The organism is Amycolatopsis sp. BJA-103 (assembly GCF_002849735.1).
In the GTDB taxonomy this organism is placed as follows: Bacteria; Actinomycetota; Actinomycetes; order Mycobacteriales; family Pseudonocardiaceae; genus Amycolatopsis.
The window spans coordinates 3,995,153-4,010,203 of the sequence record NZ_CP017780.1; the positions used below are offsets into that span (position 1 = coordinate 3,995,153).

Here is a 15,051-nt window from a genome sequence, read left to right on the forward strand (position 1 = left end):
CAAGACACAGTTCGGGGCGTGGCCGGAAGCGGTCAGGGTGGGGGTGGGTGGTCGCCTGAACTACGTGAAGGACCCCTTCATTGCGTCTAACGCAGTGAAGGGGTCCTTCACGTACTTGGGGGAAGGCGCGAAGGAGGCTTTCCCCGCATCACATGCGGGGAAAGTCCCCTTCACCTCGGGCTCGCCGGGGTCCCGGGGCCAGAGGAGACAGCGAGGCCGAAATCGGTCAGGCCGTTTTGGAACCTTCACCGGTCGCGTCGCGGAGCAGGTCTTCGGTCAGGACCGTGCGCGAGGGCAGTCCCAGTTTGCGCAGCGCGCGCCCGACATGGATCTCGACCGTCCGCGGCGACAGGAAGAGCCGCTCGCCGATCTCCCGGTTGGTGAGGTTCTGGGCGGCGAGCCGGGCTACCTCGAGTTCCCTCGGCGACAGCGTTTCGCCGTACCCCTTGCGGCCCCGCCGGGGCATCTCCGGATCACAGCGGCGCAGTGACCGTCGGCAGCGCAGCGCGTCCACGGCGGCGCCGAGGCCCGCGTACGCCGTCTCCGCGGTGGTGAAGGAAGCGACGGCGCGTTCCCGCTCCCCGGCTTCGAGGAAGCAACCGGCCGCGAGTTCGTCGGCGTAGGCGGCGAAGTACGGAGACGGCAGCGCGTGATAGGCCTGCGCGGCACCGAGCAGCAGATCACCGGCGGCGAGCGTCTCGCCGCGGGCTTGGGTGAGCATGCCCCGGCACAACAACGCCGCCGCGTTGGCGACCGGCGTGTCCTTGCCGTCGATGCCCTGCCGGTACTCCGCGAGCAGTTCTCTCGCCTCGACGTGCTGGCCCAGCCCGAGCATGGTGCGCACGGCGAACGGCATCAGTTCGGCCGCCCAGACCCAGTTGTTCTTGCGGCGCACGGTCTCCAGGCCGTACTCCGCCAGGCGCCGGGCGGCTTGCAGATCCTTGCCCGCCTGGTGGACCGCGACGCGGCCCGCGTACGCCGACGCCTGGATCGGGACGCTGCCGGCGGAAAGCGCGAACGCCGCGTCGAAGCTGCGCAGCGCCGCCATCGGCCGGTGCTGCCCGTATTCGTACCAGCCGAGCACGAGCAGCGGCTCGGCGGCGAGCGAACTGTCCTTGTCGACCCGGGTCAGCATCGCCCGCGCCTTCTCGGCGACGCTCGACCACTCCCCCATCGCGAGATCCAGGCGTAGTTCCGTGCCGTCGGCCAGCGCGTCGAGGTAGGGCTGGTGATCGTCGCGGATCAGCCGTCGCGCGGTCACGAGGTAGACCCGCGCGACCGGGTAGTGCCCGTTCCACGCCACCGCGTCGGCGAGGTTGATGTAGGTGCGCGCCACCTGACGGCAGACCTCGGCCGACTCCGATGCCCGCGGCAGGTCGGCGATGTCCTGCCAGGCCTCGGGATCGCCGACCTGCATCCGCGCCGAAAGCCGGTTGGCGGCGATCGCGGCGAGCACCCCGGCGTCGGGTTCTCCCTTGCTCGCCCGTTCGGCCTCGTCGAGCCAGCGGAAGTTCTCCTCCACCGGGACCGTCCCGATATGCGGCAGCGCCAGGGTGACCAGCCCCCTGGCGAGCAGCGCCTGCCGCCTGCCGAGGTCGGCCGCGCCCAGTTCGATTTCGAGCCTGCCCGCTTCGACCTTGCCCACCTGGTTGATCAGCACCTGACCGAGGTGGACCCGGATCTCGCCGCGCGCGGCCTTGCTCAGCGGCCATTCGCGCAGGATCTTCCGCAGCAGCCGGACCGTGCCTGCGTGGGCGATGCTCCGCGGCAGCTCCCTGCCGAGCCGGACGGCGAACGACTCGCGCGCGGTCCGCGGCAGGTCCGCGTCCCGCAATGCCGCTTCGAGCAGACGGCTCGCTTCCTCGGTCCGGCCGTCTTCGATGGCGTTGTCGACGGCGACGCCGGTCCACTGTGTCCACGCGCCGAGATCGCCTGCCAGCCGCGCGTGGCGGGCGATCAGCGACGCGAAGGGTTCGGCGCCGGAGGCGAGCCGGGCGGCGGCGCGGCCGTGCATCGCGCACCGCTGAGGGCCGGGAAGCAACGCGTAGACCGCTTCGGCGATCAGCGGGCTCCCCGAGACGTACCGGCCGCGGCCGAGATCCCGCAGCAGTCCCGCTTCCACGGCTTCGGTGACGGCGCCGGAGGTATCCCCGGACGGCGATGCCGCCACCGCGCCCAGATCCGCTTCCCCGGCGGACGATCCCAGCACCGCGGCCGCGCGGACGACGTCGCGCGCGGCCGGGCCGATCGCCGTCATCAGTCCGGCGACCCTGCTGCGCACGATCGGCGGTGCGGCCGCCGACGCCAGCCTGTCCGCCGAAAGCGACTCCGCCGTGTCACCGACGCTCTGCACCAGCGCGGTCAGGTCGACGGCGATCCCGGACGTCCGCCGGTGCGCCGCCTCGGCGAAATCCGGCGCGCAGCGGCCGAACGTCGCGTCCAGCAGGGTCCGCACCTGGACGGCGGTGAACGCCGGAAGCGACAGATACGCGGCGGTCTCCGGCATCGGCGGGAATCGCCGCGCGCTGCAAGCCACCGAACTGACCACCACGCTCAGCGCCGCCGCCGGTGACGCCGCGAGACCGCGCAGGAACTCCCACGTGTCGTCGTCGGCGGAGTGGACGTCGTCGAGCATCAGGACCGCCGGACCGCAGCCGGTCAGGACTTCTCGCACGGCACGGAGTTCCTGCTGCCGGACGGTCCCGGCGTCCGCGTTCTCCGGGAACGGCGGCAGCCACGGCGACCATTCGGGGATCAGCCGCCGCAGGACGCCGGTCACCGGGGAGAAGCCCGCCGCGTGGGCGGCGGCCACCTCGCTCTTCCCGAGCAACGCGTCGACCAAGGGAGCCAACCGGCATGGCCGCGCGAAGGAACCGCAGCGGGCGGACCAGACCACGCGCGACGCGATCCCGGGCTGTGCGGCCAGTTCTTCGAGCAGACGGCTCCGGCCCACACCCGGTTCGCCCTCGACGACGGCGACCGACGGCGGGCTCGAGGTGACGCGCACCAGTTCGGCCAGTTCGGTGTCGCGGGCCACGAACACCGGTGCCGCACCGAGCGTCGGCATGCTCGGACCATACCGATAGGACACCCGCCGAAAGGCGGGAACACGAACAGTGACCACGGGCCGCACGCTTTCCGCTGGTCCACACCACCGGAGTCACGGCGTTAACTCGATCGGGTCACGCCGACCTGCGCGGCGCGGATCCCCGCATCGGTAATACGGACCCTTAGGTATTGCCGCGAACCTTGCCACGGATCCCCCCCGAGGGTGAATCTCAGACTGTTCGCAGTGCCCTTCTGTCACATCGTCACAGCGCAAGTCCCCTGCCCGCGCCGGTCGGCCACCCATTCGGGTAGCCGAAGTCCTCACCTGTCCCCTCCGGGTAGCCAACCGCGCGTGCTTCGCGTTCGACCATCCAGTTAGGAGTGTTCCGACGGTGAAGACCTCATTCAGGCGCGGGCTGGCCACGGCCTGCGCCGGTGTCGCCGCGATGGTCGCCCTCCAGGCGCCCGCCTCCGCGGCGCCCGCGATCACGGCGGCCACCACGATCCCGATCACCATGCAAGCCCAGCAGAAGAGCAACTGGTGCTGGGACGCCAGCGGCAACACCATCGCCGCCTGGTGGGGGCATTCGATCACCCAGACGAAGTTCTGCCAGGTCGCGCACAACGAGTCCGGTTCGGACTGTGCGAACAACCAGGGCTACCTGAGCGATCAGCAGCGCGTGTTCCGGTGGCTCGGGTTCAGCAACGTCGGCACCTACAGCTCCTCGGGCCAGACGCTGAGCTTCGCCTCGATCAAGAGCCAGGTCGACGCGCGGCAGCCGATCGGCACCCGGATCGGCTGGAACAACGGCGGCGGCCACATGCACGTGCTCTACGGCTACGACAACACCAATGGCGCGACGACGGTCTACTACGGCGACCCGTGGGGTTCGAGCCCCCGCTACAACCAGATGAGCTACAACGCCTACCGGTCCAACAACTCGTTCACCTGGACCCACACCGTCTACGGGATCAAGGACTGAAACCATGAAGCGAACCTTCCTCAGCGCCACGATCCTCGCCATCGGACTGTCCTTGGCGCTCGGCGGCCAAGCCTCCGCCGCCGACGCCCCGGCCGGCGCGCCCACCGCCGCCGACCTCGCCGCGGTGTCCACAGTGGTCACCAGTGACGCGACCACACAGCGACTCGCCAAAGCGGAGTTCCCCGGTGCCGCCAAGGCCGACACGGCCATCGCGGCCAGGACCGCCAAGGCCGATCCGCGCACCCCGGTGGCGGTCTACCAGCCGACCGCGGCCTTCATCGCCGGCACCTCGGCCGTGCCGGCGGAACTGGCCTACGTCGCCACTCCCGCCACCCTCGGCAACGGCGACGCGGCGACCGTGTGGTCGCAGCGCGAAGGGGCGGGCTGGTCGGTCTACAACGTCGCCTCGGGTGACGTCGAAAAGCGTCTCGCGGCGCGGACCGGCAAGGGCTACCTCCTGAGCGAACCGCAGGCCGGTGCCTGGTACTCGGTCGACGGGGACACGGTGACCGTCCTCGATGGATCTTCGGTGGCGAAGACCGGCGAGAAGATGACGCTCGCCGCCTACCGTGAGGCCCTGCAGAGCCGCTATGGCGACAAGCTGCCCGGCTCGACCTACGACCGCAGCGGTGCCGCCGGCGGTTACGGTGCCGCCCCGGTCGGCGACACCTCCGTGCCGTGGTGGCCGTACGCGCTCGGTGCGGTGTTCCTCGCCGTGGCGGGCGCGGCCGTCACGCTCCGGCTCCGCCGGCAGTGAGCTGAAGGACGCTTTCCCCGCATGGCATGCGGGGAAAGCGTCCTTCACCTCGTGTCATGCGGGGAAAGTCCCCTTCGGCTAGGCGAAGGTGTAGTCCTCGACGGGGAAGCTACCCGCCTCCTTGATGGCGTTGAGGGTGGACGACGGCCTGAGCAACGTCGCCTCTCCGTGCGGGTTGAAGTAGTAACTGTTCGCCGGAGCGCAGTTCCCGAGGGTGAAGATCGAGTCGCCGAGGCGTTCGGTCATCCGGTCGAGGAACGCGTCGTTGGCCTCCTGCGTGACCTCGAACTCGGTCGCGCCCCGCCGCCGCATCGCGCCGAAAAGCCGGTCCATATGCCGCATCTGCGTCTCGATGGTGGTGAAATAGGACAGTCCCGAGTAGGAATACGGGCTGTTGAGCGAAATGAAGTTGGGGAACTTCGGGATCGCGACACCCTCGTAGGCCTGGAAGCGGTTCTCCCGCCACCACTTCCCGAGATCGCGGCCACCGCGGCCGATGATCTCGACCGCCGGGAAGTTCGCCTCCCACAGGTCGAAGCCGGTCGCCAGCACCAGGACGTCGATGTCCCGCCGCGCACCACCGGCGGTCTCGATCCCGGTCTCGTCGATCTTCGCGATGGACTTCGTCTCCAGGTGCACGTGGTCCTTGGTGAAGACCGGGTAGTACTCGTTGGAGAACGTCGGGCGCTTGCAGCCGAACGAATAGCGCGGCGTCAGGTCCGAGCGCAGTCCCGGATCCCGCACCTGGCGGCGGAGGTGCGCCTGGCACCACATCTTGCCGAGCCGGTTCGCGATCGGCAGTTGCTTGTAGTGCAGGACACCGGAGACCATCATCAGTTCCAGCAGCGCGGTCCCGGTCAGCCGGGCGACCCGCTGGGTGAGCGGCACCGCGGCGAACGCGCGCCGGACCGCCTTGGGCACCGGGAAGTCCAGCTTGGGACTCACCCAGATCGGGGTCCGCTGGTACACGCTCAGTTCCCGCGCGACCTTCGCGATCTCGGGGATCAGCTGGACCGCGGTCGCGCCGGTGCCGATGACCGCCACCCGTTTGCCCGCGAGGTCGTAGCCGTCGTCCCAGGCGGTGGTGTGGATGACCTTGCCGCCGAAGGTCTCGATCCCGGCGATGTCGGGTTTCTTGGGCTGGGAAAGGAATCCGGTCGCGGTGAGGAGGTACTTGGCGGTGACCGGCTCGGCGTCGGCGCGCGAGACCGTCCAGTGCGCGTTCGCCTCGTCCCAGACAGCGCCGGTGACGACCGTGCCGAAGCGCATGTAGCGCCGCAGCCGGTACTTGTCCGCGACGTGTTCGGCATACCGCTTGAGTTCCGCGCCCGGCGCGAAAAGACGCGACCAGTGCGGGTTCGGCTCGAACGAGTACGAGTAGGTGGCCGAGGGGATGTCGACGGCCAGTCCTGGATACCGGTTCACATGCCAGGTGCCGCCGAGATCGGACTCGCGTTCGAGGATGAGCAGGTTGTCGTAGCCGAGCCGGTTGAGCTGGATCGCCGCGCCCATCCCGCCGAAACCGGCCCCGACGACGACGGCGTCGTACTGCGCGTTCATGCGTTTTCCTCCCGGTGGGTGTCCTGGTGGAGGCGGGCGCGGTAGCCGTCCCGCTCCGGCGAATCGGGGCGCAGGGCCCGGTCGTCCCGCATCAAGCGGCGGAAGGCGTTGAGCGCTGGTTCCGGCGTCACACTGGCGAGACTGGCGAGAGCGCCGACGTAGCCGGGCACGGCGATCTCCGCGGCGCGCGTGCGGACGGAATCCACCACGGCGTCGGCGATCCGGCCCGGTTTCACCTTCGGGATCGGCCGCATGTCGAGCCCCGACGCGAGCGCGGTGTCGACCGCCGAAGGCAGCACGGCGGAGACACTCACGCCGTGTGGCGCGTACTCCAGCCGGGTCGCCGCGGTCAGCCCGACGACGGCGAACTTGCTGGCGTTGTAGATCGCCAGTCCCTTGACGGGGAACTTCCCGGCCAGCGACGCGACGTTCACGATGTGCCCGCGGCCGCGCTCCAGCATGCCGGGCAGGGCCAGCCGCATGCCGTGGACGACGCCGAAGACGTTGACCTCCATGGTCGCCCGGTTCAGCGAGTCGGGAAGGTCGAGGAACCCGCCGTTCGGCATGATCCCGGCGTTGTTGACGAGCACCGCGAGCGGCCCGTTCGCCTCTTCGGCGTCACTAAGGAACGCGGCGAAGGAGACCGGATCGGCGACGTCGAGGTGATGCGCCGTCCCGCCGATGTCGGCGGCGGTGCGTTTCGCGGCCTCCAAGTCGAGGTCGCCGATGGACACGCGCGCGCCGAGAGCGGCCATCCGTTCCGCGGTCGCGCGGCCGATGCCCTGCCCCGCACCGGTGATCGCCACATGCGCCCCGGCGAGGTCGAGGTCCGGATACTTGCTCATGCGCGCACTCCCTCTCGTTCGAAGGCGTCGGCGACCAGGCCGGGCGCCGTCCTCAACGCCGTGGCGAGCACGTGCTCCCGCCGCCGTCCGTCCATGAAGTTGGCGCCCATGGCGGCGAGATCGGCCGGCCCCGGTTCGATCCGGACCACCCGGACGCCCGCAGCGCGCAGCCGCCGCGCCTCGTCGTCGACGCGCCTGGTCATCGCCGTCCGCAGCAGGCGTTCCAGCCGCGCCGGACCGCGTGCCGGGGCTCCGCCTTCACTGCTCATCGGCGCGATGAGCACGACCTCGCCGACGTCGTGCCCCAGCAGGAGATCGGCCGAGGTCGGCGAAACGGTCCCGCCGTCGAGCAGCGGACGTCCGTCCACAACGGACGGAGGGAACCAGCCGGGGATCGCCCAGGACGCGGCGATCGCCTCGCCTAGCCGGGCGGACGGCGCGCCCGCGGCGCCGAGCGCGACCCGCCCGCCCGCCGGATCCGTGGCGATCAGCCAGGTCGCGGGATGCGGTACCCAGCCGCCGGGCGCCAGCGCGTCCCCGAGTTCGCGGAGCCAGCCCGCGTCTCCCCTGCCCTGGGGAAGCAGTCCCGCGAGACCGGCGAGCGTGTCGACGTCCCGGCGCAACGCGGCCCGGGCCAGCTTCGCCGCGGGCCACCGCGGGAACGGCACCGGCGGGAACCGGCTCGGCACCCGCCGGACGTGGGCGGCGACGACGGCGTCGCCATCGGGCGTGCCGGCCAGCGCGCCGAGAATCGCCTTCGCCGGGATCCCCGCCCCGAGCATGGCCACCGCCTCGGCACCGGCCGAGGTCCCGACCAGGACATCCGCCTCACGCGGGTCCCAGCCCGCCCGGGTGTGCAGCGCGTCGAGAACCGCCGCTGTCCAGGCGAAGCCCAAGGTCCCGCCGCACCCGAGCACCAGCGCTCTCGCGGAATGACGTGTCATTTCCGGAACGGTATGTCATTTGAACGTCCGGGGCAATAAGCTGGCGGGATGACGACGGAGACCCCGGTCAGCAGGGCCGCACGGAAGAAGCAGGAACTACGGCGCGAGATCGTGGAGACCGCGTTCGACTGCTTCGCCGAACGCGGCTACCACGCGACGGGGATCGCCGACATCGCCGCGCGGCTGGGCGTCGGGCACGGCACCTTCTACCGCTACTTCCAGAACAAGCGGGACATCGTCGACCACGTGATCACGGACCTGGTCGAGAAGGTGGTCGCCTCGCTGGCCGCGGACAACGCCCCCGACGCGGTCAACAGCCTGGCCGAATACCGCAAGCAGAGCGCGAGGATCGGCGACGCGCTCGCCCAGATCTTCGGCAGCGACCCGCGGATGGCCCGGTTCCTCCTGCTCGAGGCCGCGGGCATCGACGCCGAGATGCGGGAGCGGGTGCTGGACTTCTACGAGACCGCCGCGGAGCTGACCGCGGGCTACCTGCACCACGGCGTCCACCTCGGTTATCTGCACGAGGACCTGGACGTGGACGCCACCGCGCGCGCGATCAACGGGATGATCCTCGCGTCGGTGCTCTCCGGGCTGCGGGACCCGTCACCGGACGGGCAGGCGGCGATGAGCAGGGCTGTCCGCCGTGTCATGTACGACGGGATCGCGACGCGTCCCTAGCGAACCGGCCGGCCGGTCCGGTTACGACACACCAGCAGGCGGGGGCCCGGCGTTGCTGGTGCCGGATTCCATGGAACCGGTCCCGGACGCGCTCGTCCAGCAGCGAAAACGCAGACTTTCCCCGACGAAAACGAACCTCAGCACTTGCGCAGCGTCTGACCTGGCGACTCGCCGTAGATCGCGCGGTACTGCGCGCTGAACCGGCTGCCGTCCAGGAAGCCCCATTTCGCCGCGACGCAGGTGACCGTCGCGCCTCCGCAGGGTTCCGCGTCGCGGAGCTCTGCCCGGACCCGGTCGAGCCGGACCCGGCGCAGATAGGCCATCGGAGTGGTGTCCAGATGACGGCGGAACGCCAGCTGGAGGGCCCGCACCGAGACCCGGCAGGCGCGGGCGATGTCGGCGACGCCGAGGTCGAGATCCGGATTCGACTCCAGGAAAGCGATCCCGCGGCGCACGGTGTCCGGGACGGCGTTGCGGCGGTCACCGGGACTGGAGTCGCCGGTACCCGCGGTGAAGGTGTCCAGGGCCACGGCGGCCATCAGCCGCCCGGCCGCGCCGAGCACGAGCGGGCCGTTCTCCGCTTCCGGATCGGAGAACATCCCGGTGACGTACTCGACCGTCTGGCGCCATCGCTGTGCCTTCGTCCGGCTCACCGGTTCGTAGCGCAAACGTCCGACCGTTCCGCCGTCCTGCGCCGGATCGATCCCCGTCAAAAGCGCCAGGTCGATCCCGGTGACCTGCAGCCGCGCGCCGTGCATGCCCGTCCGGTAGTCGTGACCGGGGTGCGGGCCCGCGAACACGTCCCCGGGACCGAGCCGACGGTGGCCGATGCCGTCGTCGAGCTCCAGCACACCGCCCAGCACGCGCAGCAGCACCACCCTGCCCAACGGCTGGACGGCGACCTCCGTGGTCAACGTGTTGTGCAGGAAGTCGAAGTGCACGTCCCCGAGATCACAGCGGTTGTGCTCGAAACGGTAGTTTTCGACGGTACCCCGGACCTGCAACCGGTTGTCGCGGTAGGCCTCGGCGATCAAGGCACGCGCCTGCTCCGGATCGGTGGTCGCGAATTCCGTCACAATCGGTTCGTGCACCGGACCACGCCTCTTTTCCGTTCACCGTAACGAAAAATCCGCTCACCGGAACGCTACCGCCAAGCGGCGGGCGCTGCCAGGGCGAGTCGGCGTCATCAGACTGGTCGGAATGGCTCATCCGCGCGGTCGAGGATCGCCCTGGCGCGCAGTTCGACCGGCCGGTCCACCATCCGGCCGTCCACCACGGCCACCGAGCGGGGATGGACACAGAGTTTCTTCGGCCTTGGGGAGCATCACCGCGAGCGCGCGGCCGACACTCGCGACATCCTCGTGATACCAAGGGGTTCCCACGGCGTTGAGCCGGACGACAGCCTGATGGCCTTCCGCCGGCCAAGCCCGGACGTGCTCACGCGCGGCCTCGGCCATCGCGAGCGCCTGCAACGGCCCGTGGGTGAGCAGCCCCGGATAGCCTTCGACGTCACGGACGTAGTCGCGGTCACGACGAAGGTCAGCCGTCCGGTACGGCCCTGTTTCTCCTGTACGGAAAGCACTTCCGTACGCCGTGTCGCGGGCAGCCCGCATCGCAACGGTCCGAGCGTCCGCACCCGTCCGCCCGCCCACATCCGGCGGCGTCCCGGCTCCGGCGGCGCGGGGGTCGTGGCGCGGACCGGATGCCCGTCCGGCCCCAGATCGGCCTGCGCCGGCCGGTCGAGCAGGTAGAACCAGTGCCACAGCAACGGCAGGCCCTCGCGCTCCAGGTCCGGCATCTCGACGTCGAGCAGCGAGCTCAACGCCTCCGCGGGTCCCGGCTGCGGAACCTCGGCCACTTCCTTCACGCTCGAACCTCCTCGCCAGGACCGAACTCGGCCCGGATCGACTCGTTGTGCGCGCCCAGCGCGGGAACCGGCCCCATCACCGCTTCCCGGCCCGCCACTTCGACGGGCGGGAGCAACGCCTCCAGCGCACCGGCCGGGGTGTCCACCGAACGCCAGCGGTTCCGCGCGGTCAGCTGCGGATGCCGGGTGAACTGCTCGGGCGTCCGCAGCCGGGCGTTGGCGATCCCCGCACCTTCCAGCAGCTCGCCGACCTCGTCGGCTGTCGAACCTCTGAAGGCCTGTTCGAGGATCGCGGTGAGTTCTTCGTCGTGGGCGACGCGGTCGTCGTTGGTCCGGAAGCGCGGATCGCCGACGAGGTCCTCTTGGTGGAGAACATCCCGGCAGAGCACGACCCATTCCCGTTCACTTTGGACACTCAGGAAGACCTTGTCGTCACCGGTGCAGTACGGGCCGTACGGCGAGATCGACGGATGTGACGCCGCCGTGCGCCGCGGCGATTCCCTTCCGTACCGGGAGAAATAAGCGGGCTGGCTCATCCACTCGCCGAGCGAGTCGATCATCGCGACGTGCAGGCTCGCGCCCTCGCCGGTGCGCTCGCGGTCGTAAAGCGCGGTGAGGATGCCGGTGTAGGCGTACATGCCGGTGGCGATGTCGGCGATCGAGATCCCCGCCTTGGCCGGGGTCTCCGGGGTGCCGGTGGACATCACGAGCCCGGTTTCGCACTGCACCAGCAGGTCGTACGCCTTCTTCGTCCGATATGGACCTTCGGGGCCGTAGCCCGAGATCGAACAGTGGATCAGCTCCGGGCGTTCCGCGCGCAGGGTTCCGGCGTCGAGCCCGAGCCGTTCCACCGCACCGGGGACGAGGTTCTGCACGAACACGTCAGCCTGGCCGATCATCGCGCCGAGCAGCGCCCGATCGGCCGGATCCTTGATGTCGAGTTCGACGCTTTCCTTGCCCCGGTTGAGCCAGACGAAGTAGCTCGACTGGCCGTGCACGGTCCGGTCGTAGTCACGCGCGAAGTCTCCGACGCCTCGGCGTTCGATCTTGATGACCCGCGCGCCCAGGTCGGCGAGCTGGCGCGAGGCGAACGGCGCGGCGACGGCCTGTTCCAGCGCGACGACGGTGATGCCCTCGAGTGGTTGGCGCATACTGCCTTCCTTGGTGCGTCAGGACGGGATGCGGTGCCGTTCGATCAGCTGGCGCGCGATCACGCCCCGCTGGATCTCGTTGGTGCCCTCACCGACGATCATCAAGGGCGCGTCGCGGAAGTACCGCTCGACATCGAACTCCGTCGAGTAGCCGTAGCCGCCATGGATGCGGACAGCGTCGAGCGCGATCTCCATCGCGGCCTCGGATCATCTGGGCGAAGCCGCGGCCCTCTTCGCCACCCAGCAGGACGGAGATCCCCTTGTGCGCCGGAGGGCCTGCAGGTCCGAACCGCCGCCGGGTTCGGTGAGGGCCGTCGTCGCGCGGATCTCGCCCGTCGCCATCTTCGGCAGGTAGGCGTTCTTCTGCTCCTGTGTGCCGAACGTGGCGAGGAGTTTCGCGACGACGGTATGACCGCCCATCGCACCGGCGAGGCTCATCCAGCCACGCGCGAGCTCCTGCGCGACGGGCCGGACCTCACGATCCACGAACTCCGCCACCAGTTCGACGATCGCGGCCTCTTCTTCGGTCATGTGATTATCATGAGCGATGATGACAGGCGTGTCGCTGTTCGAGCGGACGCGCCTGACCGAGGCGGGCACGACACTCGTCGAACGGGCCCGGCGGGCGCTCACCGAACTCGACCGGGCCAGGGCCGAACTGGTCCCGACCCCCGGGATCGTCACGGTCGGCCTGCTGGAGACCGCCGCCGAGCGGCTCGCGGCACCGTTGACGACGGCCGTGCCCCTCGGCCCGGCTCTGGGAAGACCGAACAGGAGAAGGATGACCACGCTCCCCCGCACCGGCCACGCCGTCGCCACCGACGGCACCCGGCTGGCGTACCAGTGGCACGGCACGGGCAGGCCGCTCGTGTTGCTGGCCGGGCAGGCGAACGACCACACCTGGTGGGACCGTACGCGCGGGGACTTCCCGAGCACGATCACCATGGACTACCGCGGCACCGGTGCCAGCGACGCACCCGATTCCGCTTACTCCACAACAGGTTTCGCGGACGACGTGATCGCGGTCCTCGACGAACTCGGCGTCGAAGTGGCCGACGTCTACGGAACCTCGATGGGCGGCCGCGTCGCGCAATGGGTCGCCGCGCGGTATCCGGACCGGGTACGACGGCTCGTCCTCGGCTGCACCTCGCCGGGCGGCACGCACGGTGTCGAGCGGTCGAACGACGTGCGGCTGGCCCTCGCCCGGCGCTCCTCGGCCGAAGCACGGGAAACGTTGGAAAACCTGATGTACACGCCTGCTTGGCGTGCCTCGCACCCCGGCCCGTACCGGGTGCTGGGCGCCCACGGCATGCCGCCGCACGCGGTCCGCGGACATCTCGTCGCGAGCAACAACCACGACGCCTGGGCCGCGCTCCCGGACATCACGGCGCCGACCCTGGTCCTCCACGGCGACGACGACCTGCTCGCACCGCCGGCGAACGCGCCCCTGCTGGCCGACCGGATTCCCGACGCGCGGATGCGTCTCTTCGCCGGGGCGCGGCACGCCTACTTCGACGAATGCCGTCCCGAGGCGAGCGATCTGGTCAGCGACTTCCTGGGTTAGACCGTGCCGACCGGCTATGTGCCCATCGCGGATTTCTCTTTCTCAACCGGGGGGGGGATCTGACGGTCCAACTGCTGTCCGGGGCCGTGATGCACCTCCGCCGCAGCATGATGGAATCGGAACACTTCCATAGTGAATACGGCGGGCATCTCCAAACCGATTCTGTTGCGGGGTGAGGAATTGCCGTTTTTTGGCGATGGGTGGCACGGCTTTCGACAGGAGCGGCGATCACGGTTGCTGTTGGTGGAGCCGACATGGGACCAGTTTCCACGATCGGACCATAGCCAGATTTCGGCAACGGCCGAGAACGCGGCAGTTCGTCGGGCACGGTCGCTGCCATCAGGAGATCCACAGCCGCACTGGCGTCGTGGCCGTTTCGCGGCAACGGTTCAGAATGGCGGTGGTTCCTCAGCCGGGCGGGGTTCGTGTAGTGGCGGCGGCGCGCTGTCATAGGACTGCCCAGTAGGCGTGGTGATGGTCAGTGTGCCGTCAGCCGCAAGCCGATAGACCCACCCAGGCTCATCCTTCAACCGATGATCACGACGGCACAGATCGATCAGCTCATCAGCATCGGTATGGCCCCCGAATTCCCACGGCACCGCATGATCGAGATCGCAGGCCTGCGCCGGACGGTGACAACCAGGTCTTCGGCACTCACGGTCGCGAACCCGGACGAACTCGTCGAGGCCCGCAGTGGGACGGTATCGGTCGCGGCCGAGGTCGAGTACTTGCCCGGACAACGGATCGGTGATGATCCTGCGCAACACCGTGCCCGCACCGGTCGCGATCTCCCGCGCCAACGTGGCCGGAAGATGACCATGCCCAGCCAGCTCCGCCGGACCATCCTTCACCCCCAGATACGTGAACAAATCCATATACAAGAACACTTCCGCCCGTTCGGCCTTGCCGCCCTGACCACCCAACAGCAGATCGAGCGCCACATCCGCCCGCAACTGGTCCAGCGTGCGAGTCTCACCACCGGTCTTCAACGCCCGAGCCTCACGATCGATCCGCACATACGCCGCGGCAACCTTCTCCGCAGGGCCGTCTTCGACCTCGATCGACGCCACCCCCGTCTCACCCTGCCTCACGGTGAGACGGCGCCCTTCACGATGCCGCTCCACCCGCCGAGCAGCACCGTCACGATCGACCGACAACGCCGCATGACCCGCAGCCTTCCGAATCTGATCGGAATTCCTTCCCGGCAACCGATCCTCCAACAACGCATCAGCAGCCAACGCATCCTCATCCGATAGCCACGCCGTCGCCGCCGCGACCTTCATCGCCCCGAACCCACCCACCTTTCCCTGCTCCATCAACCCCAAGGTCCGGGGCAGACGAGTCGTCAACGCCTCCGCCGCGGCGACCATCGCACCCGCATGACCGTCCACAACAGACAGAGCGAAAGCGACCTCCTGCACCACACTCCGCGCACCATCCCGATGCCGAGACAACTGCGCGACCGCCCGAAACCGCACCGCCTCCAACCGCGCGATATCAGCCGACAAAGCCTGCGCCAACGCGACACACTCCTCGTCACCCAACGTGCGAGGATCAGGAAATTCCTTCAAGGGAGCCATAAAGGCTTCAACAGTAACCACCCGATGAACCTACAACCGACCACCGACACTTTCCGGAAACCGGGAGAACC

At 69.4% G+C, this 15,051-nt stretch carries 12 protein-coding genes and 1 pseudogene; 4 read left to right on the plus strand and 9 right to left on the minus strand.

What is annotated here, in order from left to right; translation table 11 throughout:
• Positions 1-226: 226 nt before the first annotated feature.
• Positions 227-3,067 carry a helix-turn-helix transcriptional regulator gene (locus tag BKN51_RS17240; RefSeq protein WP_101608625.1) on the minus strand — a complete coding sequence of 947 codons (2,841 nt, stop codon included), beginning with the start codon at positions 3,065-3,067 and terminating at the stop codon, positions 227-229.
• A 373-nt stretch (positions 3,068-3,440) separates the two neighbouring features.
• On the opposite strand from BKN51_RS17240, the gene BKN51_RS17245 reads away from it, so the two are divergent.
• Positions 3,441-4,031 carry a papain-like cysteine protease family protein gene (locus BKN51_RS17245; protein ID WP_101608626.1) on the plus strand — a complete coding sequence of 197 codons (591 nt, stop codon included), beginning with the start codon at positions 3,441-3,443 and terminating at the stop codon, positions 4,029-4,031.
• 4 nt (positions 4,032-4,035) lie between these two features.
• On the plus strand, positions 4,036-4,788 hold the full coding sequence (locus BKN51_RS17250; RefSeq protein WP_101608627.1) for a hypothetical protein: 753 nt from the start codon (positions 4,036-4,038) through the stop codon (positions 4,786-4,788).
• Between the two features lie 78 nt (positions 4,789-4,866).
• On the opposite strand, the gene BKN51_RS17255 is transcribed toward BKN51_RS17250, so the two are convergent.
• From BKN51_RS17255 to BKN51_RS17265, 3 genes are read right to left on the minus strand one after another with little or no spacing between them, the layout of a single operon-like run.
• Positions 4,867-6,348 carry a flavin-containing monooxygenase gene (locus BKN51_RS17255; protein WP_101608628.1) on the minus strand — a complete coding sequence of 494 codons (1,482 nt, stop codon included), beginning with the start codon at positions 6,346-6,348 and terminating at the stop codon, positions 4,867-4,869.
• Positions 6,345-7,193 (minus strand): SDR family oxidoreductase, encoded by an 849-nt coding sequence (locus BKN51_RS17260; protein ID WP_101608629.1) that lies wholly within the window; start codon positions 7,191-7,193, stop codon positions 6,345-6,347. The genes BKN51_RS17255 and BKN51_RS17260 overlap by 4 nt, the downstream gene beginning before the upstream one ends.
• Complete coding sequence (locus tag BKN51_RS17265) at positions 7,190-8,137, minus strand: patatin-like phospholipase family protein (protein WP_233224205.1); 948 nt, start codon at positions 8,135-8,137, stop codon at positions 7,190-7,192. The genes BKN51_RS17260 and BKN51_RS17265 overlap by 4 nt, the downstream gene beginning before the upstream one ends.
• A gap of 48 nt (positions 8,138-8,185) precedes the next feature.
• Between BKN51_RS17265 and BKN51_RS17270 the strand changes: the two genes are divergently transcribed.
• On the plus strand, positions 8,186-8,818 hold the full coding sequence (locus BKN51_RS17270; protein ID WP_101608631.1) for a TetR/AcrR family transcriptional regulator: 633 nt from the start codon (positions 8,186-8,188) through the stop codon (positions 8,816-8,818).
• 137 nt (positions 8,819-8,955) lie between these two features.
• On the opposite strand, the gene BKN51_RS17275 is transcribed toward BKN51_RS17270, so the two are convergent.
• From BKN51_RS17275 to BKN51_RS44775, 4 genes and pseudogenes are all read right to left on the minus strand, one after another.
• On the minus strand, positions 8,956-9,909 hold the full coding sequence (locus BKN51_RS17275) for a helix-turn-helix transcriptional regulator (protein ID WP_101608632.1): 954 nt from the start codon (positions 9,907-9,909) through the stop codon (positions 8,956-8,958).
• A 233-nt stretch (positions 9,910-10,142) separates the two neighbouring features.
• Positions 10,143-10,685, minus strand: coding sequence for a hypothetical protein (locus BKN51_RS17280; RefSeq protein ID WP_233224204.1), 543 nt, complete (start codon positions 10,683-10,685; stop codon positions 10,143-10,145).
• The gene (locus tag BKN51_RS17285; protein ID WP_101608633.1) at positions 10,682-11,836 is read right to left on the minus strand and encodes a CaiB/BaiF CoA transferase family protein; all 1,155 of its coding nucleotides are present in this window, start codon (positions 11,834-11,836) and stop codon (positions 10,682-10,684) included. Before BKN51_RS17285 ends, BKN51_RS17280 begins: the two co-directional genes overlap by 4 nt.
• Positions 11,837-11,854: 18 nt before the next feature.
• A pseudogene (locus tag BKN51_RS44775) lies at positions 11,855-12,367 on the minus strand (acyl-CoA dehydrogenase family protein).
• 250 nt (positions 12,368-12,617) lie between these two features.
• Between BKN51_RS44775 and BKN51_RS17295 the strand changes: the two are divergent.
• Positions 12,618-13,400: an alpha/beta fold hydrolase gene (locus tag BKN51_RS17295; RefSeq protein ID WP_101613274.1), complete on the plus strand. Its 783-nt coding sequence runs from the start codon at positions 12,618-12,620 to the stop codon at positions 13,398-13,400.
• A 389-nt stretch (positions 13,401-13,789) separates the two neighbouring features.
• Here the strand turns inward: BKN51_RS17295 and BKN51_RS17300 are convergent, their stop codons facing one another.
• Positions 13,790-14,980, minus strand: a complete 1,191-nt coding sequence (locus tag BKN51_RS17300) for an HNH endonuclease signature motif containing protein (protein WP_101613275.1) — start codon at positions 14,978-14,980, stop codon at positions 13,790-13,792.
• Positions 14,981-15,051 lie beyond the last annotated feature (71 nt).